A 22,486-nucleotide genomic window follows, 5' to 3' on the forward strand; every position below is an offset into this window, starting at 1 on the left:
CTCCCCAGAGTGTTTTGGCTTTATTATCCGGTGAATTGCAGCATTATCGTGGCGAGCGGCGGCAGCACGAGATGCGCCGCGCCGTCCGATGCAGTGACGCTCCCCATGTTGCCCTGCCCGCTGCCGCCGTAGAGGGCGGCGTCGGAATTGAGCACCTCGGCCCACACGCCATCATGCGGCAGGGGCAGGCGGTAGTGGGTGTGGAGCGCAGGCGTCATATTGGCGATCACCGCCACGGGTGCCTCGCCCGGCGCCTTGCGGAGCCATGCGAAGACCGAATTGTCGGCATCGTCGGCGATCAGCCATTCGAAGCCTTCGCCCTCGCAATCGCGGGCGTGGAGCGCGGGCGTTTCGCGGTAGAGGCGATTGAGGTCCCGGATCAGATCGGCGACGCCGCGATGCGCAGGCGCGTCCATCAGCTCCCAATCCAGCGCGCGCTCCTCGCTCCATTCGCGGCGCTGGGCGAATTCCTGCCCCATGAACAGCAGCTTCTTGCCGGGATAGCCCCACATCATCGCGTAATAGGCGCGCAGATTCGCGAATTGCTGCCAGTCGTCCCCGCTCATCTTGCCGAGGATCGTGCCCTTGCCGTGCACCACCTCGTCGTGGCTGAGCGGCAGGACGAAGTTTTCGCTGAACGCATAGACCAGCCCGAAGGTGATCTCGGAATGGTGGTATTTCCGGTGGATCGGATCACGCGCCATATATTGCAGCGTGTCGTGCATGAAGCCCATGTTCCACTTGAACCCGAAGCCCAAGGCCGTGCGCGGCCCTTCGTCGAAAGCGGGCTGCGAGACGCCGGGCCACGAGGTCGATTCCTCGGCAATGGTCATTACGCCAGCGTGGGAGCCGTAGAGCGCGCGGTTGGTGGCGCGCATGAATTCGACCGCCTCCCAATTCTCGCGGCCGCCGTCGGCATTGGGAATCCACTCGCCGTCCTTGCGGGAGTAATCGCGGTAAAGCATCGAGGCGACCGCATCCACGCGCAGGCCATCGACATGATATTGCTCGGCCCAGAACAGCGCGTTGTTGACGAGGAAGGAGCGCACTTCCTTGCGCCCGAAATTGTAGATCGCGGTGTTCCAGTCGGGGTGGAAGCCGAGGCGCGGGTCTTCGTGTTCGTAAAGCGCCGTTCCGTCGAAGCGGGCGAGGCCGTGCTCGTCGACCGGGAAATGCGCGGGCACCCAATCGACAATGACCCCGATACCAGCCCGGTGCGCCCCGTCGACGAAGCGCGCAAAACCTTCCACGTCGCCGAACCGCGCGGAGGGCGCGTAAAGCCCGGTGGTCTGGTAGCCCCAGCTCGGGTCATAGGGATGCTCGGAGACCGGCAGGAACTCGATATGAGTGAAGCCCATATCGGCTGCATAGGGGATCAGCCGCGCGGCCATTTCGTCCCAGGTCAGGAACCAGCCATTGTCGTCGCGCTGCCACGAACCGGGGTGGACTTCGTAGATCGATATGGCCTCGCGCCGGGGATCGACACTGGCCCAGTGCGCGCGGTGGGCATCGTCGCCCCATTCGCGCTTGCCGGGCCGGGCGACGATGCTCGCGGTCTTGGGGCGCAGCTCGCTGGCGAAGGCGAAGGGATCGGCCTTGAGCGGCTGGACCGTGCCGTCCGGGCCGGTGATGCGATACTTGTAGGCCGCGCCCTCGCCGATATCGGGGATGAAGATCTCCCACACGCCGATATCCACGCGGCGGCGCATCATGTGGGCGGCGGGGTTCCAGCCGTTGAAATCACCCACGAGGTTCACGAGCTGCGCGTTCGGCGCCCAGACCGCGAAGTGCACGCCAGTCGCGCCCTCATGCGCGATCACATGCGCGCCGAGCTTGTCGAACAGGCGCAGGTGCGTGCCCTCGGCGATCAGGAAATCGTCCATCGGGCCGAGCACCGGGCCGAAGCTATAGGGATCAGTCACCCACCATTCGTTGCCATAGCCCCGGCAGCGATATTTGACCGGCTTGGGCTTGCCCTTCAGCTTGCCCTCGAACAGCGGGCCATCAACGCGGGTCATCTTCCCGAGCCGGCCGCCCTTCAGCGAAAAGGCCTCGGCCTCCTCCGCCCCGTGCAGGATCGCGCGAGCGAAGGTGCCTTCCGGCCCATCATGCGGCCCCAGCAGCGCGAAGGGATCGGCGTGGGTGCCGTCCAGCAACGCAGCAAGGGCCTCGGGCGGTGGCTTCACTTCACGCCCCAGATATCGCGCGCATATTCGCCGATGGTGCGGTCGGAGGAGAACCAGCCGACATTGGCGATGTTCATGATCGCGGACTTGCGCCACGCTGCACGGTTTTCCCACCGCGCATCGACCTCGCGCTGGGCGGCGGCATAGGCGTCGAAATCAGCGGCGACCATGAACCAGTCGGAGCTGTAGAGCGCGTCCATCAGCCCCTGATAGCGCGTCGGTTCGTCCGGGCTGAACACCCCGCTCGCGATCGAATGCACCGCCTGCGCCAACTCGCGCGAGCCTTCGATCACCGCGCGCGGCTGGTAGCCATCGGCGCGCTTGGCCGCGACTTCCTCTGCGGTGAGGCCGAAGATCACGATATTCTCGCGCCCCACGTGTTCCATGATCTCGATATTGGCGCCGTCCAACGTGCCGATCGTCAGCGCACCGTTGAAGGCGAACTTCATGTTGCCCGTGCCCGAAGCTTCCATCCCCGCGGTCGAGATCTGCTCTGACAGGTCGGCCGCCGGAATGATCCGCTCGGCGAGGCTGACGTTGTAATTGGGGACGAACACCACCTTCAGCACCTCGCCCACGCTGGGGTCGGAATTGATCCGGCGGGCGATGTCGTTGGCGAGTTTGATGATCAGCTTGGCGGTGTGATAGGTCGGCGCGGCCTTGCCGCCGAAGATCTTCACCCGCGGCACCCAGTCACGCTCGGGATGGCTGCGGATCTGGTCGTAGAGCGCCACGGTCTCGATCAGATTGAGCAGCTGGCGCTTGTATTCGTGGATGCGCTTGATCTGCACGTCGAACAGCGCATCGGGATCGAGCCTGAGGCCGGTCAGCTCGCGCAGGTGGTTCGACAGATCGACCTTGTTGGCGCGCTTCACCTCGTCCACCCGTTCGCCCAGCGGCCCGTCGCCCGCCATGGCAGACAGTGCGGAAAGCTGCTCGGCATCGGCGAAGAAACCGTCGCCGATCGCCTCGCGGATCAGGCCGGTGAGGCGCGGGTTCGACTGGTGCAGCCAGCGGCGCGGGGTGACGCCGTTGGTCTTGTTGTTGATGCGGGTCGGGTAGAGCTTGTGCAGATCGGCAAACACGGTCTGCTTCATCAGGTCGGTGTGCAGCGCCGCTACGCCGTTCACCGAGTGCGCACCGACAAAGGCGAGGTTCGCCATCCGCACGCGCCGCTCGCCATGCTCGTCGATCAGCGAGATCGCGGCGATGGCGGCATCGTCGAGCCCGGCCTTCCTCGCCTCGCGCAGCACTTTGGCGTTGATCGCATAGACGATCTGCATGTGGCGCGGCAGCAGACGTTCGAACAGCGGCAGCGGCCAGCTTTCAAGCGCTTCGGGCAGCAGAGTGTGGTTGGTGTAGGCGATGGTGCGGCGGGTGATGTCCCACGCCTCGTCGAAGGTGAGGTGCTGCTCGTCCATCAACAGCCGCATCAGCTCGGCCACCGCCACGGAAGGGTGCGTGTCGTTAAGCTGGATCGCCGCCTTGTCGGGCAGGCTGCGCACGTCGCCGTGATACTGGATATGGCGGCGCACGATGTCCTGAATGCTGGCGGAGGAGAAGAAGAACTCCTGCCGCAGCCGCAATTCCTGCCCCGCCGGGGTAGAGTCGGCGGGATAGAGCACCCGCACCAGACTGTCCGCGCGCACCTGCGACGCGAGCGCGCCGGCGTGATCGCCCGCGTTGAAGGCGGCAAGCTGAATCGGATCGAGCGCGGCGGCATTCCACAGCCTGAGGGTGTTGACCCGCTTGCCCTGCCAGCCGACTACCGGCGTATCGAAGGCGGTCGCCTCGATCTTTTCCGCCGGGCTCCAGCGGATCACCCCGTCCTTGCTCGTCACCTCGCCGCCAAAGCCGACCAGATAGGCGCTTTCCCGCCGCTCAAACTCCCAGGGGTTGCCGTGGGCAAGCCAGGTTTCGGGCAGTTCGACCTGCCAGCCTTCGTCGATGCGCTGGCGGAACATGCCGTTGATGTAGCGGATGCCATAGCCGAAGGCGGGGATATCGAGGCTGGCGAGACTTTCCATGAAGCATGCCGCCAGCCGTCCGAGCCCGCCATTGCCGAGCGCCGCGTCGGGCTCAAGTTCCTCCAGCCGGGCAAGGTCGAGCCCGTGTTCGCGCAGCGCCTGCTCCATCGCGCGGGTGCAGCCCATGTTCGACAGCGCATCGCGCAGCAGCCGCCCGATCAGGAATTCGAGGCTGAGGTAATAGACCCGCTTGGCCCCATCCTCATGCGCACGGCTGGTGGAGGCGAACCAGTTGTCGATGATCTCGTCGCGCAGCGCGAGCACCGTGGCATTGTACCAGTCGTGCGGCTTGGCGGCACGCTCGGTCTTGCCGACGCGGTGGCGCAGCGCGCGCAGGATTCCGGCATCGAGCTGGGCTGACTTGCTGTTCGGGCTGTTGGTCACGCGGTTCATTCCCCCTGTTGCGCATTCGGCCGGTCGTTTTGCGACCCTGTCCGCGGATTCACCTCGCCCAAGGCGGTTGCCTCGCGGTCACACTAATCAGGTGTCCCGCCGCGCAGCAATCAAAGATGTGCTGCAACAGTCGTATTCATGCGCCAGAAGGCGGTGCGGGGCTTGCGAGACCGCCGGGATGGCCCGATGCGCAAAGGCTCATGAGGAGACCGCGATGGAGCAGTTGCACGCGCTGGCACGGGCCTGCGGGGTGGCGCGCGAGTGGACCGATGTCGAGGGCCACCAGCAGCGGGTGAGCGACGGTGCGCTGGCTACCGTACTCGCGGCTCTGGGTTATGAGGCGGACGGCGAGCGGCAGGCGGCGCGCAGTCTCGCTGATCTCACCGCGCGCAACGTCGCGCTCCCGCCGATGCTGGTGGGCGATTGCGGTGGGCACCTGACGCTGCCCTTCGCCACCACCCGCGCCGAGGCGACCGGCGAGGACGGCCTTACCCGCCCGCTGATGGTGGAGGGCGACCGGCTGCATCTGCCAGATGCGCCGGGCTATTTTGATCTCGTGCTGGATGGCCGCACCGCCCGGCTGGCGGTGGCCCCGCCGCATTGCCCCCTGCCACGCGACCTCATGCCGCCTGATGCGCGGCGCCGCCCGTGGGGCGTGTCGGTGCAGATCCCGGCGCTGCGCGGCGCGCGGCCTGCGCCCATGGGCGGCTTCGGCGAGCTGGCCGAGGCGGCGCGGGCCTTCGGCGGGGCGGGGGCGGATGCGCTGGCGATCAATCCGGTGCACGCGCTGTTCCCCGGCCATGGCGAGGGCTACAGCCCCTATTCGCCCTCCAGCCGCCTGTTTCTGAACGGCGCGCTCGCCGATCCGGCGCTGGCGGGCCTGCCGCCGCTGCCCGCGCGGGAAGGGCCGCCGCTGATCGACTGGCCGCGCGCCCTGCCCGAGCGGCTGGCGCAGCTGCGGCAGGTCTTCGCCGCGCTCGATCCTGCCCGCCGCGCGGCGCTCACCGCCACCGACGATGCCATGCTGCGCCGCCATGCGCTGTTCGACGCGCTCGATTGCCACTTCCGCCCCGGCGGCGCGCATGGCTGGCGCGATTGGCCCGCGGCGTTTCACGACCCCGCCGGCCCCGCCGCCACGCGCTTTGCCGCCGAGCACGCCGAGGAGGTCGCCTTCCACCTCTTCGTGCAGGCGCTGGCGCGGCAGGGGCTCGCGGCGTGTCAGGCCGCCGCGAAGGAGGCAGGCATGGGGATCGGGCTGATCGGCGATCTTGCCGTGGGGGTCGATCCTTCGGGAAGCGACGCCTGGTCGCTGCGCGATGCCATGCTCACCGGCCTCACCATCGGCGCGCCGCCCGATCCGCTCGGGCCGCTGGGGCAGAACTGGTCGATCACCAGCTTCTCTCCGCAGGGCCTGCGCGACAGTGGCTATGCGCCTTGGATCGCGATGATCCGCGCCGGACTGGCGGCGGGCGGGGGCCTCAGGATCGACCATGCCTTCGGCCTTGCGCGGCTCTGGGTCATCCCCGAGGGCGCTGCGACCGGGGAGGGGGCCTACCTGAGCTATCCGTTCGAAGACCTGATCCGCCTCGCCACGCTCGAAGCGCACCGCGCAGGCGGGCTGGTGATCGCCGAGGATCTCGGCACCGCGCCCTATGGTTTCACCGACGCGGTGACCGAGCGGCGGATGCTGGGGATGCGCGTGCTATGGTTCGAGCGCGCCGCCGATCACGGCTTCATCGGTGCGGCTGACTACGCCCCGCTCAGCGCCGCGATGACGGGGACCCACGATATCGTCACCGTCGCAGGCTGGTGGCGCGGGCGCGATCTCGACTGGGCCGAGCGGCTGGGTCGCCTGCCAGAAGGCGTCACCCGCGCCGAGGCCGAGGCGATCCGCGACTGGGACCGGGGCCTGCTGTGGTCGACCCTGAATCACGGCGCAGGTGGGCATCTTGGCCCGCGCCCCGCGCCCGACAATCCCACCCCGGTGGTGGACGCCGCGATTGCCCATACCGCCCGCACGCCCGCCGCGCTCGCGCTGGTCTCGCTCGAGGATATGCTGGGCGAGGAGGAGCAGCCCAACCTGCCCGGCACGGTCGCTGTCCACCCCAACTGGCAGCGCCGCACCGAAGGGCCGGTTAGCGACCTGATCGCCGATCCGCAGGTCGCCGCCCGCTGCACGATGCTGCGGAGCCTGCGCCCATACGGCAATTCCTGACGAGAACGCCCCGGTGCTGCGTTGCAATTCCATGACGCATCGCTAGGCGGTCTGTGTCCAGCGCCAACGGGGATTCGCGTTTCCATGAAGATCATGTCCGGCAATTCGAACCTGCCGCTCGCCCGCGCGATCGCGGCCTATCTCGAAATTCCGCTGACCGATGCCAGCGTGCGGCGCTTCTCGGACGAGGAAGTCTTCGTCGAAATCCACGAGAACGTGCGCGGGGAGGACGTCTTCGTCGTCCAGCCGACCAACTTCCCGGCCAACGACAACCTGATGGAGCTGCTGATCTGCATCGACGCGCTGCGCCGCGCCTCGGCCAAGCGGATCACGGCGGTGGTGCCCTATTTCGGCTATGCCCGGCAGGACCGCAAACCCGGCCCGCGCACGCCGATCTCGGCCAAGCTGGTGGCGAACCTCATCACCGAGGCGGGGGCCGACCGCGTGCTGGCGGTGGATCTTCACGCCGGGCAGATTCAGGGCTTCTTCGATATCCCCACCGACAATCTCTATGCTGCCCCCGTGATGGCCGCCGACATTCAGGCCCGCTACGGCGATCAGGCGCTGATGGTGGTCTCGCCCGACGTCGGCGGCGTGGTGCGCGCCCGTGCGCTGGCGAAGCGGCTCGACAACGCCCCGCTCGCGATCGTCGACAAGCGCCGGGATCGTCCGGGCGAATCGGAAGTGATGAACATCATCGGCGATGTCGCCGGGCGGCACTGCATCCTGATCGACGACATCGTCGATTCGGGCGGCACACTCTGCAACGCCGCCGAAGCGCTGCTCGAAGGCGGCGCGGCGAGCGTGGCGGCCTATATCACCCACGGCGTGCTCTCGGGCGGCGCAGTGGCGCGGATCAACGGGTCCAGCCTCAAGGAGCTGGTGATCACCGATTCGATTCGGCCGACCGAAGCCGCCGAAGCCTCCGACCGCATCCGCATCCTGCCCATCGCCCCGCTGGTGGGCGAGGCGATCCGCCGGATTGCGGATGAGAGCTCGGTCAGCTCGCTGTTCGATTGATGTTTGACCCTGCCGAAGTGCGAGGCTTGCTGATCGAGGCGGCCCGCACGCGGCAGGTCTTCACCTACGGCGCGCTCCTCAACATCCTCGGCCACACCTTCACACGGCCCTTGATGCGCCAGCTGTGCAAGGTGCTCGACCGGATCGACGAGGATGGCCGCGCTTGCGGTGAGCCTGGCCTTGCGGTGCTGGTGGTGCGCCAGTCGGACGGTCTTCCCGGACAGGGCTGGTTCGTCGGCCGCACCGAGGTTCACGACGACTTGCCGCTGGCGTGGGAGGGGCCGGAGGCGCGCCGCTATACCGAGGCTCGACAGGCCGAAGCCTTCGACTATTGGAATGCCGCATGACTGATAAAGACCTCGCTCTCGCCCTGCGCCTTGCCGATACCGCCGGAGCCGCCATCCGCCCGCTGTTCCGCGGGGCATGGAGCGAGGAGCGCAAGGCCGACCGCTCCTACGTCACCGAAGCCGACCGCGCCGCCGAGGCCGCGATGCGCAGGCTGATCGAGGCCGAGTTTCCGCGCGACGGGATCATCGGCGAGGAATACGGCACCCGCAACGAGGGCGCGGGGCGGCAATGGGTGCTCGATCCGATCGACGGCACCACCAGCTTCATCGCCGGCCGCCCGATCTTCGGCACGCTGATCGCACTGCTTCAGGACGGCTGGCCGGTGCTCGGGATCATCGACCAGCCGATCGCGGGCGAGCGCTGGGTCGGCCGCATCGGCCAGCCGACGCTGTTCAACGGCAAGCCCGCCGCTTGCCGGCCGCTGAAAGACCTTGCCGACGCGGTTCTCGCCACGACCAGCCCGCATCTCTTCACCAACGAAGAAGCCGACGCCTTCATGTCGGTCGCCAAGAGCGTGGCGGAGCGCAAGATCATCTATGGCGGGGACTGCTACAACTACGGCCTCGTCGCCAGTGGGCACATCGACGTGGTGATCGAGGCGGGGCTCAAGCTCCACGATTACGCGGCGCTGGTGCCGGTGGTCGAGGGCGCAGGCGGCATGATGGCCGACTGGCAAGGCAACCCCCTCGACGCCGGCAGCGACGGCACGGTAATCGCCCTGGGCGACCCGGCGCGGCTGGAAGACGTCCTCGAAGCGATGGGTTAAGCAACCCCGGCGCGAAGGCCGAAGCTAAGGGATTCCCCGCCGGTTTTTGGTGTTTTGGTGCCAGAAGGGGCATCCCTTTTTTACGTTCAACCAGCTGATGTATAGATCATAAAGATTTGGAAGAAGGCGCTTGCCCCCATGCTTGCTCCGGGACTTTTCGGCTAGAGCGGTTCGAGTCTCCTCTGTCGAAGAGGGCCATCATGTCGTCTCGGTTAGCCGCGCAAGGTTGACCTTGCCATCATCCAAAGCTTTGGCAAGCAACGAGAGGCGACCCCCTTGCAAGCAAGGCCGTGCGTTTCCCAACCCCAGATAGTGCCCAGATTTTGCTCGGCTCTTTCTGTAGGGAAGCTAGGGTCGTGTAGCGCACTGCAAATCGGCAGCTCTCGACCCAGAGGCGGTCATTCACGGGGCTGAGATCGAACTTCCGGTTCCGCTACGAGCTGTCATGACGGTTTCGGGATTACGCGAGCATCATGTTCATCACTTCAGCTGGTCGTTTTGAAGATTGTCAGCTTCAGGCCAAAAACTTTGCAAGCCCGTGTCTGCTGTCCGTGCCGCAGTCCAACTCTCATCATCTGGCTTTGGGCGGACATCATCGCTCGAGGGAGCGAGGACATCCATCAATGCCAATGACTGGCGGGCCGCAGCTTCGCGCTCCAGTCGAGAGAAAAATGCGCCATGCTGGACCGGATCGAGGTTCGGCACATCGACATTCCCCGTAGCGCCTGCCGCGCTGCTCCTCGTTCCGAAGTTCGCTCGCACGCTGGCCCCTTCGAGGCGTTTCTCAACCCACACCTGCGCTCTCTTGGTTTCCCGGGCGACGACCATTCCGCGGAAATCGAGCCTTACCTTGTCGTGACCGGAAGCCTCAGCAATGATGAGGCCGGTATCGAGATCTGCACTTTGGATCCGGAAACCCTCATCCATCAGAACCGCCATTACAGCGCCAAAAGCAGCGTCCTTTGCAATCGGCAAAGTTCGGGTCTGCATGCTCCTGAGTTCGAATGGCTCAAGTGTGGGCTGGGCCGCAGTCGGCACCAAGTTGCCGGATAGCGCACCGATGGCAGGAACCGGCGATATCCCGGCGCAACCTGATAACGTCAGGAGCAGGAGCGAACCCGTAACAAATTTGATTGGCAAGGTCTTTGTCACAGACGCTGCTGGTTTTCCAAGAAGTCCAAGCTTCGGCTTACCGATGCATGAAAAATGGCGAAGCGTGCCGGACGGCAATGGGCGACGGTCCTTGTGCCTCAATCGACCGTGACCGTTACCGCCCGGCGATTGCGGGCCCAGGCGCTTTCGTCGCTCCCGAGAGCCACAGGGCGTTCCTTGCCGTAGCTCACCACTGTCAGGCGCGAAGCGTCGATCCCGAGCGAGACCAGGTAGTTCTTCGCGGCATTGGCGCGGCGTTCACCCAGGGCGAGGTTGTATTCACGGGTGCCGCGCTCGTCGGCATGGCCCTCGATCCGCGCCCTCTTGGCCGGATAGCGCGCCAGCCACTGGGCCTGCGCTTGCAGGGCGGCGGCGTCGATATTGTCGATGTTGAACCGATCAGTATCGAAGTAGATCGTGTCCGAACCTGCCATCTGCTGGACGAAATCGGCCTGGCTTCCGGGCACGATCGCGGCCGATCCGCCGAAGCCGCTCTGCGTTTCATTCATGCTCGCCGGCGGAGGCGGCGGCAGGTCCGCGGGCTTCTTCTTTGCGCACCCGCTTGCGACCAGTGAGAGGGACAGAGCGATGGCAGAGGCAAGGGCACGGTTCATGGCGGTCGGCTCCATTGGGGCTGCGATAGGGACTTAGCGCGATTAACCGGGACAGGGCCGGCCGCGTTAGTATGTGATTTTGACACGGCGTGCCGCTTGGCCGAAGCATGTGAAAATCCCGTGCTAACCAGATGCCGGGCGGCTTGCTACTGGAGCTAGGTCGGCCAGCGTAAAGGCGCGGCACGACAGCGATCGATAGCCGGCGGGTCCCCCCCGACTGCAGCCCTGATGCAGCCCGCCGGCTATTTTTCGTCAGGTCTCTGGCCGCATGACGACGTTGAAGCGATAGCCGACCCCCGGCTCGGTGAGGATCAGTTCCGGGTCTGACGGATCGGCCTCCAGCTTGTCGCGCAGCATCGCCATGTAACTGCGCAGATACTGCCCTTCGACAACCGGACTCGCCCAGCCTGCGATCATCAGCTGGCGCTGGGTCACCACCTGACCGGAATGGCGGGCAAGCAGCTCGAACAGCGCGAACTCTTTGGGCGAGAGGTGGACGGGTTCACCCATGAGCACAACCTCGCGCCGGGCGATGTCCAGTGTCAGCTCCTCCGAGACATATCGCATGGCGGCCGCGCCTGCGATCTCCGCACGCCGCCTCTCGACTACGCGGATGCGGGCGAGAAGCTCGTCGATGCTGAAAGGCTTGTCGACATAGTCATCCGCGCCTTCATCAAGCGCACGAACCTTGTCACGTTCAAGATGGCGGGCGGAGATAACGATCAGACCGGCGCCCGCGATCTGCTTGATCGGATGGATGAGGTCGCAGCCGTCCGTATCCGGCAGGCCAAGATCGAGGAGAACAAGATCCAGCGACTCAGAGCCGATGGCAGCGAGTGCCTGAGCCCCGTCATGGGCCGCAAACACATCGTGGCCGGCTGACACGAGCACTGGCCGCAGCGTGTCGATGATCGGCTCCTCGTCGTCGACAATCAGGATGCGCATCAGGCGGCCATGGAAGTGTCGTCAGAAGCGACCAGCGGCAAGGTCACCACCACGCGGGTGCCGCTCCCGCCATCGAGGGGGGACTCAACCGCGATCGCCCCGTCGAAGGCCTCGATGAAGCCCTTGGCGATGTAAAGGCCGAGGCCCATGCCCGCCTTGGCTCCGCCGCGCTTGCCCTTGAAGAAGCGGGTGAAGACCTGTTCGCGTTCGTCCCCATGAATGCCGGGCCCCCGGTCGGTGATCGCGATTCTCGCCACCGACCCGTCATTGGCGAGGCTGACCGTCACCGGCCCGGCACCGCCGCCGAACTTCTGGGCATTGTCGATGAGATTGACGAGCGCCTGTTCCAGCATGACGGCATTCGCCTGCGCATAATGCGGCCCCTGCGCGAGCGAGCGCTCGATGGTAACCTGCGGGTGCACGGCGCGGGTGTGCTTGATCGCGAGGCCGACGATCTCGGTAAGGTTGACGGTTTCGAGCCCGTCTTGGGCAATACCCACCTGAATCCGGCCGACATCGAGCAACTCGGCCGTATAGCGATCGAGCCGCGCGCATTGTTCGAGAATGGACGAAAGCAGACGCGCGTTCTCCTCGGGAGGAAGCGAGATCTGCGACGAGCCCAGCGCTCCGGCAGCAGCCTGAATGACGGTGATCGGTGTGCGCAGGTCATGCGAGACCGAGGACAGCAGCGCGTCCTTCAGCGCTTCGCTGCGCACGCGCACCCGGGCCTCGGCTAGCTCCTCGAGCAGGAGGCAGCGTTCGACCGCGAGCGCGAGCATGGCGCTGATCGACTGGAGCTTGGAAGAACCTCGCCGCTCGGAAAGAGGTTCGCTCAGCCGGAACTTGACGAAACCGAGCGAGCCTCTCGCCCCCTCAAGCTCCACGATGACCGCTTTGCCGCGCGAGATTGCGGTGTCGGCTTCCTCTCCCACGAGCGGTTTAAGCGTGTCAAATTCGACCTCGCCCGTGGACGGCCGCCAATAGGCCTTTCCACGCGCCAGGAAGATCTCCACCGATGTCACGCCCTGCCGCGGAATCACGCCGCGCACTGCGGTTTCGACTTCCTCGACCTTGACCGCCGATTGCAGCCGGTCGCTGACCGTGAGCATGAAAGCGGTCTCGGACTGCGCTTCGTATGCCTCGCGCGCCGAGTCCTTCAGACGCCCCACCATCAATGCGGCAAGACACGCGGCGACATTGAAAGCGATCAGCGGCACTGCCTCGTCGGCCGACGTTATGCCGAAACGAAAGGTCGGCTCGCTCAGGAGGAAATTGTACGCAAGCGAGGCACAGATGGCTGCGATCAACGCACTGACGAGGCCCGACCGGAACGCGATTACGATGACGCCCGTAAGGAAGACGAGAACGGCGGTGATGGGCCGGTCCGCGTTCTGTGCATAGTGAGTGCCGATAAACGCGATCAGGAAGATCGACAGGTCGATCGCAACGCGCTGTGCCGGTTGGCTGGTCATTTTCATCGTCCTTTGGGAAGGCCATTCGGAGAAGCTCTAGCGGTCTAGCGGGGTCAGAGCATCATCGGGATTTTTATGACCGAGGAGCCCGTCCCTGATGCAATGTCCGAAAGCTTCGTCGACGAATCCTGACATCTGATAGGCGTGCGAGGGATCAGAGCCGTGCTCCGGCCCTGCTTCCTTGCAAAATCCGGCCAGACAGCAAGCTGCCATTCGCGGCCTGAGTTGGGCGGTGTCGGTCGACGACTCACAGCTGGTCGCTCACCAATATCGCTGGGAGCGACCGTCCCGGCCAGAACCCAAATAAGGAACACCAGAGCTTCAGGTCAGAAAAGCGCCCCACCAAAGACGTGAGCCCCATCGATTGGAACGTCAGAAAGCGACCACAAGTGGAAGTGCTGCGTGCTGTGCGGAGGCTGCGCCAAGCCAGCCAAGCACCCGGATCTCGCCGACTATCAAACCGCGTTAGAGATGATTTCTTAACCATGTTCGGGCCATTGCTCTGCCATGGAAACACTGCCCGTGTCCCCGATGCGAAGACCCCTGATGCAGCACGCTCGCGGCTTCATCAGCTTACTGGTGGCGGGGGCGATCTTCGGCGTTCTCGGTTACCTCGGGGTCAATCTGACGCTCGAAACAGGTCGCATCGCGGCGTTCTGGATCGGGAATGCATTGGTCATCGGCTTCTTGCTGGGGCGGCGACCGGCTTACCAGATGACGATGGTGGCCGTGTGCTTTCTTGCCAACGTCCTGTCCAATTTCGCCATTGGCGACAAACCGGAGGTCGCGTTCGGCCTCGCCAGCGCGAACCTGCTGGAAATCACGCTCGCCATTTACGTCTTGCAACGGTTCGTGCTGCGCAGTCAGACGTTCGATACCCTGCTTGATTTCGCCAAGCTGGCTGGCATCAGCGTCTTGATCCCGTTCGGCCCTGCTTTGGTCGCTGCGACAGTGTTCGCCAATGTTAGCGGAGCGGACTTTGCGACGACGGTCGTTCAATGGCTTGCAGCACATTGTCTGCCTATCCCGATCTTCGGGTCGATGGTGTTAATTGTCAGACAAACGATCCAGTCCGATCAACCTTTGGACGGTGCGACAGCCCGCAAGTGGGCAGCGGTACTCGTTGCGGTGGCAATCGCCGTTCCGGCGATTTTCGTCCAACGCACCTTTCCATTCCTGTTTCTGGCCGCTCCCGTCGTGGTTTTCGCAGCGTTCCAGACAGGGCGGCTGGGAACCACCATTGTCGTTGCGATCATTGCCGTCGCCGCCACTGCTGCGACCATGCTCGATAGCGGCCCGATCTCCCTCGTCCGGGGCGGGCCGCGCGAGGAAGTGATCGCCTTGCAGGTCTTCCTTGCCTCTTGCCTTTCGGTCGGTCTTCCGGTGGCCGTGGTGCTCGCCAATCGGGCCAAGATCCGGGCCGAGCTCAAGGAAAGCCGGGATTTCGTCAACACGATCCTCGATGGCATCGGCGACCTAGTTTTCAGGGTCGATGCCGACTGGCGTTTCACCTACCTCAATCGCCGCTGGGAGGAGCTGACCGGTTATCCGAGCGCCCAGTTGCTTGGAGAAACTCCCTTCGAGCGGCTGCTCGACAATTCCGCCTTCGACTTCAAACGGCAGCGGATCGCCATCGAAACCGGCCGCGCCGACAAGGACAAGCATATTGTCCAGACGCGTACGGTCGATGGCCGCCCGCTCCAGATTGCGATCGGGTTGGAAGCCCAGTTCGACGCGGACGGATCATTCGTCGGCGCGATCGGAACCGGAACCGACGTCACCGAGAGCATCGCCCGCAGCCACGCGCTCGCGGAAAGTGAAGCGCGCTTCCGCAAGCTGGCCGAAGCTGCGCCGGTCGGGATCTTCCAGGCTGATGCGCGCGGCAGCATCACCTACGTCAATTCAGTGTGGCTCAATCGCTTCGGCCTCGAACGCGAGGCGATGCTGGGTGACGGATGGAAATCGGCCCTCGCGACCGGCGAGGAATACGAAGACGATCCGGCCTTCACCGGGTTCCACAAGCCCGGCGACGTCCGGCGCCGTATCATCAGGTTCCGCGATCGCGACGGCGAGGATCTCTGGTGCGAAACGGTCAATGCAGCGGAGTTCGACGAAGCGGGCAATATCTCCGGTTATGTCGGCGTTCTGCACGACATCACCGCGCGCAAACAGGCGCAGGACCAGTTGGCCGAGCGCGAAGCCCAGCTCGCTCTGCTGGCCGACAATGCCACCGACGCCGTGCTTCGGCTGGATCTGGACGGGACGTGCACCTATGCCTCGCCGTCCGCAGAGCAGATTTTCGGCATCGATCACAGTTTGCTGATTGAACAGCAGTTCATCACCGGATTTCACCGCGACGATCAGCAACGCGTCCAGAGCGAGTTCGATGCGTTGGCGGCGGGCCAGCGCGATCGGGTGCGCATCGCATTCCGTTCCGAAAGCTTGCTCCGTCGGGGCACCTTTCACTGGCTCGAAGCCAATTGCGGCCTCGTGCGCGACCCGGAGACCGGCGAGCCCCGAAATATCATCGCGTCGCTGCGCAACATCGACGAGACGAAGCGGCTGGAGGCCGCGTTGCTCGAAGCGAAGGAGAGGGCGGAAGCGGCGGTCGAAGCCAAATCGACCTTCCTTGCCAACATGAGCCATGAAATCCGCACGCCGATGAACGGCGTGATCGGCTTTACCGAGCTTGCGCTTTCAGGCGACCTTGACGAGGAGCAGCGGCAGAATCTCGAAATGATCGCGGATTCAGGCCGCGCAATGATGCGCCTTCTCAACGATCTGCTCGATTTCGCGAAGATCGAAGCCGGTCAGATGAGCCTGGCGTCCGAACCGACCGACATCCGTCACAAGCTGCAAGGCGCCTTGAGGATCATGGAGCCGGTTGCCGTTCGCAAGGGGCTGGCGCTGCGGATGACGGTCGAGGACGATGTTCCCGAATGGGTGGTTTCTGACCCGCTGCGTCTGCGCCAGATCATGCTCAACCTCGTCGGCAATGCGCTGAAGTTTACCGAGACGGGATCGGTTTGCGTCCATGTCTCCCACAGCAAGTCGACACGGCACCTGACGATCGAGGTCATCGACACGGGAATTGGAATTCCGGCCGATCAGATCGACAAGGTGTTCGAAAAGTTCACTCAGGCGGACTCGAGCATTGCCCGCCGGTTTGGCGGAACCGGACTTGGCTTGCCGATCTGTTCCCAGCTGGCGGGCTTGCTCGGCGGTTCGTTGCGAGCGGAGAGCGAGGTCGGCGTCGGATCGCGTTTCATTCTCACCCTTCCATCCGTTGAATGCGATGCGCCTCCGAGGGCTGAAGCCCCGACAACGCTGGATGAACCTTCGGGCGCAGCCCTGTCGCTGCGTGTGCTGGTTGCCGAAGACAACCAAATCAACCAGCAGCTGACCATGGCCATGCTGAGAAAGGCAGGATGCACCGCCTCGCTCGCGGAAGACGGTGCGGAGGCCATTGCCATGATCGCCGAGCGCCACGGCACCGGCGAGGCTTTCGATATCGTGTTGATGGACATGCAGATGCCCCATCTCGATGGCTTGCAAGCGACCCGGAAAATCCGCGCTGCCGGGATCGGGCCTGATACGCTGCCGATCATCGCGCTGACGGCCAATGCCTATCAGGAAGACGTCGATGCGTGCCGCGATGCGGGGATGCAGGCGCATCTGACAAAGCCGCTGCGGCTGCGTGATCTGCAGGGGGTGCTGCGCTTATGGGCCAGACGGGGAAGCACCGAAGCGAGCATAGACCCTGCCGACGAAAGCGATGCGCTGGAGACCGATCCGCGGCTTCAGACGCTCTACCGCGAACGCAAGCAGCGCGCGCTGGAGCTCATCGACGGATTGCTTGCGCAGCCCGGACTTGAAGGCACGACCATCGCCAAGCTTGCCTCGGAACTGCATCAGATTGCCGGCATCGCCGCCTTTTTCGGACAGGCGCAGCTTGGCGAGGAAAGCCAGCGGCTGGAGCGGGAGCTGCAAGGCGCCGATGGTGACAAGCTCGACCTGCTGGTCCGCGCAAGAGCGCTGCTCGCCGCCTGATCCTGCCTCCGAGACGACGCCAGCTCCGCTTGCCCGCCGGCAGGTCGCTGTCCCGGATGACTGGTTCTTTCGTCGGCTGCCGCCCGCTCCGGTGATCAGATCCGCGCTGATTGCTGCTTGTGACGGGCTGTGCAGGCGGCTCAGCTAGGCTGGTTGAATCCGATCCGCGGCACAGCTTCCCACTTTGTGTCGCTGCGCAGGAAGCTGCGGATGCCGCGCAGGCGGTAGATGAGGTTCATCTGCCTGAACCCGAAATTCTCGAGCAATGCAGCCTCACCGATGCGGTAAAGATCGCGGGCGGTCGGGGTGCGGCGCAGTTGCACCTCTTCTAGCGCAAGGCTGCCGAGGCTCAGTCCGGTGCCGAACAGCACAGTGACGCCGAGGAAAGCGAGCGCCATCATCGGATCGAGAATGCCGAGCGCGATCGCTGCAGGTATCACGAGGTAGCCGATCACCTCGGCGGGCGGGCCGATCACATCTTCGAGGATCAGTTGCGGCATGGCGATCATGCCGATCCGTCCGTAACGCGGGTTGAAGATCATCCGGCGATGCCGCTGCAGCGTCTCCAGCGCGCCCTGCTGCCAGCGCGAACGCTGGCCCTTAAGTCCGGCGAGATTGGCAGGCGCTTCGGTCCAGCAGACGATGTCCGGCACGAACTTGATGGCGTATTCGCGCTTCTGTTCGCGCATGTAGCGGTGGATGCGCACCACCAGCTCGAGATCTTCGCCAACCGTGTCGTGGCGATAACCGCCGATCTCGATCAGCACATCGCGGCGAAACATGCCGAAGGCACCGGAGATAAGCAGCAGCGTGTCAGTGTGCGCATTGGCGACGCGGCTGGACAGAAAGGCACGCAAATATTCGACAATCTGGAAACGCGGCACAAGCTTGGTGTCCACGCCGATCCGGCGCAGCGCTCCGCCCTCGATCTCGCAGCCATTGGCGATCCGGATCGTGCCGCCGACGGCCACCAGACGTCCGTCATCATGCATGAAAGGCTCGGCAGCGCGCAGCAGCCCGTCGGTTTCGATGATTGAGTCTGCGTCGATCACGCACACCAGCGGCGTACGGGCAAAGCCGATCCCGGCATTGGCGGCATCGGCCTTGCGCCCGTTTTCCTTGTCGACGACGAACAGGTTCGGATAGCGCCGCGAGCGGTAGGTGCCGCGGATTTGGGTCTTCTGCAGAGCCGCGATCTGCATCCGCTCGTGCGGCTCCATGTCGAAACCGCGGATCAGGGCGCCTAGCGTGTCGTCCTTCGATCCGTCATTGACGACGATCACCTCGTGATGCGGGTATTCAAGCGAAAGCAGCGACTTGACGCTTTCGACAATCGAAAGCTCCTCGTTGAAGGCAGGCGCGATCACCGAAACCGGGAGAGCCAGATCGCCATAGCGTCGCCAGAGCTCAATCGAGCTGCGGCCAGGTTTGGTGCGGGTGGCAAACACCCAGGCGGCAAGAAGGAGCTGCAACAAGCTGATCCCGTTGCGTGCCGCGACGACCAGAAAGCAGCCGAAAGCCAGAAACAGGATCGCATTGGCAGAGGCGATCTGAAGCTCGTTCAAGGTCATGCCAAAAGTCCCTTCGCATCGAGATTGAGCCACTGGTATTGCAGCACTTCGAGAGCGTGTTCAGCCCGCAACCGGACCCAAAGCGACTCATCCTCAAGCAGCAGGTGCAATGCCGGTATCGCATCGTTGAGCCCCAATGACGCGCAGCAATTGGCCGCCTGCAGGCGCACGAAGTCGACCGGGTCCTGCAAGCGCTCCATCACCCACGGCTCGACCGAAGGCAGAGCGAGCTGGGCCGCCGCCTGCAATGCCGCGCTGCGGATCTCAGGGTATTCCGAGCGGCTCGCCGCTTCCAGCAAGGGGAGCGCATTCGCATCGCCGGACCAGCCCAGAGCGTCGATGATCAGCGCCCGGTGTTCGTTCGAGATCGGATCGTCGAGCAGCAGAGCCATCTGCTCCGGATAGTCCGGGGCCGATGCGCGAAAAAGCGCCCGGTCCAGTCGGTTGACCTTACGTTCGAAGATACCGAGCAGACGGATCGTCTCACGCGGGGGCGGCAAGGCGTGCACCGCCGCCAACGCAAAGGCCGCTTCCAGCCGGGCTGCCATGCTGCGATCACGCGAGAAGATTTCCCGCAGCCGCGCAATGCATGCCTCGCTGCCGAATTGCTGCAACAGCCGGATCGCATCGATCCGCCGCGCGGTGCGCCAGCTGTGCGACTTGGCGAGGGTCGCGCGCAGCAATCCGTCAAGTTCCGCCATCTGCATCAGCCGGTGGCGCTCGCCGCCGCGCAGCAGCAGGTGGATGTGGCTGACTGCCGCCAGCCTGAGATCGTCGCTCCATTTCGCCGAAGCATCCTCGTCGATTTGCCCCGCGACCCTTCGCATATAGCTGCGGGTGATCGCAGCGAGGTTTGCTCGGTCGCCTTGTCGGCAGCGTTCCTGATACCAGCGGCGCAGCAGCAGGATCCCGAACAGCATCACCATCACCAGCGCCGCCGCCGCCGACACGATGAAGACCAGCAAAGCGCTCATGATCGTTTTCCTATGCGCAAGCGCAGGTCGAGCGAGATCCCGGTGCGATCATAGCTGTTTGCGCGCGTCTCGTATTCGCCGGTGACACCAAGCGAGAGCCGATCCGACAGAGGGCGGCGCACCCCGATCGCCACGGAGCGTAATTGCTGCGCGCCGTCATTTTCGACATCGGGGTAGCTTGCGAGGATCGCGAAGATATCGCCGATCTGCGGGTGGCTGTAATCGGCCCGCAGCGCAGCGCCGAAACGGTAGTCGTCCCCGCCGCCCAGCAGGTGGATCGATCGGGCAGAGACCTGCAAGCGCGAGGACAGGGTTTGCCGCAGGCCAACCCCGAAGGCGGTGACATCGTCGCCGGTATATTCCGCAAAGCGGCCGTCGATCAGCACGGTGCTGCGCTGGCCCAGCGCGATCTCTGCCCCGCCGCCAAAGCTCCAGGTTTCCCGGAAATCGGGGTTCGGCGTGATCGTGCCCGCAACGAAAAAGCGGTTGTTTCCTTCCGCTAGGTCGACCCGTCCCGCGATGTGGGTGTCGGTGACGCGGCGCTCCTCGCGCTCGACATTCAACGAGGCCGACCGCCCATCACCCCACTCTGCGGACAGGGATCCGCGTTGCACGTACCAAGTCTGGTCGGCACCAGACGCGAAGCGGGCGTCCGAGACCGAGACGCCCGCCCCGGCGGAGCGAAATCTGAACTTGCGGGCGTCCACCGCCTCGCGGAGCGATGTCCTTAAACTATCCAGACCGGGATAATCCGGGTTTCGCTGGGCAATCTGATCGGCCTGAAGCCCGGCTTCAGCGATCTGGCCGCGCCAGAACAGGATGTTCGCGCGGGCGAGCTGGATGTCGGTATCCGTGGGGGCAAGATCATACGCCCTGTCGATGGTCGCCTGGGCCATGTCCAGATTGCCCCTGGCCGCCTGCACCGCCGCCAGACGGCGTAACAGGTCGGGGTCCAAAGGGCTCTTTGCCAGTAGCTCGCCGAGCAATTGTTCGGCGCGGGCAAAGTTGCCTGCCAAATAGGCTGCCTGCGCGGCCTCGCGCTCGCTAGTGCTGACTTGAGCACCTGCCGGTAACGCTACCGCGGCTGCAACGGCCATAATCACCGCATGTGTGCGCCAACGCGTCACAACGAGGACAACAGCAACTTTTCGATGCGTACCATCAATTCCTGGGGGATGAAGGGCTTGGTGAGATATTCGTTCGCACCGCCCCTGAGCGCCGCGACGATATCGCCTTCTCCGTTCCGCGCCGTCAGCATGACCACCGGCGTTGCCGCTGATTGGGGATTCGCTCTCAACCGTGCCAAGACCTCGGGCCCGGCGATTACCGGCATCATGGAGTCGAGAATGATGAGGTCGGGCCGTCCCTCCTTGGCCTTGTCGAGGGCTTCCAGCCCATCTGCTGCGGTAATGACCTCATGGCGCGCGCCCTCGAGCCTGAAGCGGAGCATCTCCGTCAGGATGACATCGTCGTCCGCAATGAGGATCTTGGCCAATGCAACCTCCGTGATTGCCGATTTGGCTACAGGACTATGGTTAATTTTCTGGAAACATTGCGCCTGCAATTTTGGAAGAATCACGGCGATGCCGAAGGGCCGCTTTGCCAAAATGCTCAAGCAAATGCGGGCGTTCTATATTTCGCCCGGTTGCCACCGGACTGTTCGAACGGTTGGATATAGGTTCTTTGTCGGCTCTCGGGCTCAAAGCCGCAATTCGGCCATTCGGTACGGGAGAGTGGGGCAGTCCGAACTGCCTTCGGCAACAACCGGCCCACGCCCCATCGTTCAAATCAGCCACTGCGAACATCTGCTTCAGAGAAAGGCTGCCAACAGCACGGCACCGCCTTTGTCGTCAGAACCCCATGCCCAACCTAAGGCCGATACGTGCATCGGGGGCATCGGTCGACAGCCCGGCCCTTGCATCAACGCCAAGCTGTAGCCGATTGGTCAGACTGGTGGCGAAACCCAAGCCGACGGATTGATTGTCCCCAACCAGCTCGGTCGCAGCCTGATCGTAACTGTAGGAAACTGTCACTGAACTCAGATTGCTCACAAGAAATTGGCTACCGACAGCGCCAGACAAGGTGTTGCGAACATCAAAGCCAGCGGGTTCGCCTACGACGGTGTAACCGGCGGTGACGAACGGGATCACATTGCCGAAACGCTGCGAGATTTGGCCATTAATGCCCAAATCCACCTCGCCGGTACCAAGGGCGGCTTCTCGCGAAGCAGTGGGCACCTTGATGATGCCGCCGAATGACGCGTTTAATCGGCCCACCGGGAGCTGATAATCGGCCTGCAATGTGAGATCGCCGATCCCTTCGCGGGTAACCGTGCCGGGCTGAGTGGATGGGCGCGACAGGAGCGCCGTGCCCAGCAGCCCGCCACCGCTCACAATCAAATCTTCCGGAGCAGATGTGACGATGTAAGGGATTGAAGCGGCGAAGGAGAATCTGCCTGAGGTCACTCGAGCGCCGGTGGAAAAGCTTACTGTGTCATATTCGCGGTCCGCGAGGTCGCCGGTGACGTAATCCGCGGCTACGAACAAGGTGATTGCGGTCTCTGGCTTCGGGTCGTCGGAAGAGGCTGGCGCGGCCTCTTGAGCAAATGCGGGACCGCCGATGAGAGTAAGGACGAGAATGAATTTCGACTTGCGCATGATGTCGCTCCAGAATTGAAAGGTCGCAGCCGGGGCTGCTTCATCTCTGAAACGAACGGGTCTTCCGATTTCATCCATTCTATCTTGATTATGGCT

The 22,486-nt window shown here is 64.1% G+C and carries 16 protein-coding genes; 5 read left to right on the forward strand and 11 right to left on the reverse strand.

What is annotated here, in order from left to right:
• Positions 1-23 precede the first annotated feature (23 nt).
• A complete protein-coding gene (gene glgB / locus BZF59_RS00460) occupies positions 24-2,186 on the reverse strand; it encodes a 1,4-alpha-glucan branching protein GlgB (RefSeq protein WP_086606287.1) in 2,163 nt (720 codons plus the stop codon).
• The gene (locus BZF59_RS00465; protein ID WP_086606288.1) at positions 2,183-4,606 is read right to left on the reverse strand and encodes a glycogen/starch/alpha-glucan phosphorylase; all 2,424 of its coding nucleotides are present in this window, start codon (positions 4,604-4,606) and stop codon (positions 2,183-2,185) included. Before BZF59_RS00465 ends, glgB begins: the two co-directional genes overlap by 4 nt.
• Positions 4,607-4,820: 214 nt before the next feature.
• Here BZF59_RS00465 and malQ point away from each other — a divergent pair, with 214 nt between their 5' ends.
• The 4 genes from malQ (at position 4,821) to hisN (ending at position 8,955) form a co-directional block, all read left to right on the forward strand.
• The gene (gene malQ / locus BZF59_RS00470; protein WP_086606302.1) at positions 4,821-6,821 is read left to right on the forward strand and encodes a 4-alpha-glucanotransferase; all 2,001 of its coding nucleotides are present in this window, start codon (positions 4,821-4,823) and stop codon (positions 6,819-6,821) included.
• A gap of 84 nt (positions 6,822-6,905) precedes the next feature.
• Positions 6,906-7,841, forward strand: coding sequence for a ribose-phosphate pyrophosphokinase (locus BZF59_RS00475; RefSeq protein WP_086606289.1), 936 nt, complete (start codon positions 6,906-6,908; stop codon positions 7,839-7,841).
• Complete coding sequence (locus tag BZF59_RS00480; protein ID WP_086606290.1) at positions 7,841-8,188, forward strand: ribose-phosphate pyrophosphokinase; 348 nt, start codon at positions 7,841-7,843, stop codon at positions 8,186-8,188. Before BZF59_RS00475 ends, BZF59_RS00480 begins: the two co-directional genes overlap by 1 nt.
• Complete coding sequence (hisN, locus tag BZF59_RS00485) at positions 8,185-8,955, forward strand: histidinol-phosphatase (protein ID WP_086606291.1); 771 nt, start codon at positions 8,185-8,187, stop codon at positions 8,953-8,955. The genes BZF59_RS00480 and hisN overlap by 4 nt, the downstream gene beginning before the upstream one ends.
• A gap of 480 nt (positions 8,956-9,435) precedes the next feature.
• Here hisN and BZF59_RS15925 read toward each other — a convergent pair whose 3' ends face one another.
• From BZF59_RS15925 to BZF59_RS00505, 4 genes are all read right to left on the reverse strand, one after another.
• Positions 9,436-10,185 (reverse strand): hypothetical protein, encoded by a 750-nt coding sequence (locus BZF59_RS15925; protein ID WP_143738038.1) that lies wholly within the window; start codon positions 10,183-10,185, stop codon positions 9,436-9,438.
• 20 nt (positions 10,186-10,205) lie between these two features.
• Entirely contained in the window at positions 10,206-10,721 is a 516-nt protein-coding gene (gene pal, locus BZF59_RS00495; protein WP_086606303.1) for a peptidoglycan-associated lipoprotein Pal, read from the reverse strand.
• Between the two features lie 252 nt (positions 10,722-10,973).
• Entirely contained in the window at positions 10,974-11,666 is a 693-nt protein-coding gene (locus BZF59_RS00500) for a response regulator (RefSeq protein ID WP_086606293.1), read from the reverse strand.
• Positions 11,666-13,138 carry a sensor histidine kinase gene (locus tag BZF59_RS00505; RefSeq protein WP_158094223.1) on the reverse strand — a complete coding sequence of 491 codons (1,473 nt, stop codon included), beginning with the start codon at positions 13,136-13,138 and terminating at the stop codon, positions 11,666-11,668. The genes BZF59_RS00500 and BZF59_RS00505 overlap by 1 nt, the downstream gene beginning before the upstream one ends.
• Positions 13,139-13,684: 546 nt before the next feature.
• Here BZF59_RS00505 and BZF59_RS00510 point away from each other — a divergent pair.
• Positions 13,685-17,188, forward strand: coding sequence for a PAS domain S-box protein (locus BZF59_RS00510; protein WP_158094224.1), 3,504 nt, complete (start codon positions 13,685-13,687; stop codon positions 17,186-17,188).
• 140 nt (positions 17,189-17,328) lie between these two features.
• Here BZF59_RS00510 and BZF59_RS00515 read toward each other — a convergent pair whose 3' ends face one another.
• From BZF59_RS00515 to BZF59_RS00535, 5 genes are all read right to left on the reverse strand, one after another.
• Positions 17,329-18,759: a glycosyltransferase gene (locus tag BZF59_RS00515; protein WP_086606296.1), complete on the reverse strand. Its 1,431-nt coding sequence runs from the start codon at positions 18,757-18,759 to the stop codon at positions 17,329-17,331.
• The gene (locus BZF59_RS00520) at positions 18,756-19,733 is read right to left on the reverse strand and encodes a HEAT repeat domain-containing protein (protein ID WP_086606297.1); all 978 of its coding nucleotides are present in this window, start codon (positions 19,731-19,733) and stop codon (positions 18,756-18,758) included. Before BZF59_RS00520 ends, BZF59_RS00515 begins: the two co-directional genes overlap by 4 nt.
• A complete protein-coding gene (locus tag BZF59_RS00525) occupies positions 19,730-20,830 on the reverse strand; it encodes a tetratricopeptide repeat protein (protein WP_086606298.1) in 1,101 nt (366 codons plus the stop codon). The genes BZF59_RS00520 and BZF59_RS00525 overlap by 4 nt, the downstream gene beginning before the upstream one ends.
• Before the next feature lie 26 nt (positions 20,831-20,856).
• Entirely contained in the window at positions 20,857-21,348 is a 492-nt protein-coding gene (locus tag BZF59_RS00530; RefSeq protein ID WP_245805952.1) for a response regulator transcription factor, read from the reverse strand.
• Positions 21,349-21,583: 235 nt separating this feature from the next.
• The coding region (locus tag BZF59_RS00535; protein ID WP_211277322.1) for a transporter at positions 21,584-22,486 on the reverse strand (903 nt) is incomplete at its 5' end.

The sequence above is a fragment of the Erythrobacter donghaensis genome (assembly GCF_002155425.1).
In the GTDB taxonomy this organism is placed as follows: Bacteria; Pseudomonadota; Alphaproteobacteria; order Sphingomonadales; family Sphingomonadaceae; genus Erythrobacter; species Erythrobacter donghaensis.